Raw genomic sequence first — 460 nt, forward strand, 5'->3', positions numbered from 1 at the left:
CCTTACGCTGTGTGGTCAGGTACGCATTACAGGTGATGCGCGGCTCCGTGCCGCCAAAGCCGTCCGGCACTGACTGGTCGCAGTACTGGCCGATGACATACAGCGCCCATTTATCCACATCCGCCGCACCAAGACGTTTCCCCATGCCGTAGCGCGGATGGGTCAGCATATCCCACAGACACCAGGCCATGTTGTTGCTGTATGCCGGTTTAAACGTTCCGTCCCAGATACCGCTGTATTGCCGCGTCTGCGGGTTATAGTTCGACGGCACCTGCAGAATACGCCCGCGCAGATGATAATTACGGCTCACCTGCTGGCTGCCGAACTGCTCCGAGTCCACCTGCACGCCGACCAGTGCCGTGTTCGGGTAGCACTGTTTCACATCGATGATTTCAGTGTATGACGACCAGAGCGTTTTGTTCTGCAGCTGGTCTGCGGTGCTGGCCGGCGTCCTCCTTCG

1 pseudogene is annotated in these 460 nt (G+C 58.7%); it reads right to left on the reverse strand.

The features are described 5' to 3' along the window. Nucleotides 1-460: pseudogene (locus CRV02_RS14440) on the reverse strand (host specificity protein J); the annotation flags it as partial.

Origin of the sequence: Arcobacter sp. CECT 8989 (assembly GCF_004116715.1) — a bacterium.
Lineage (GTDB): Bacteria > Campylobacterota > Campylobacteria > Campylobacterales > Arcobacteraceae > Halarcobacter.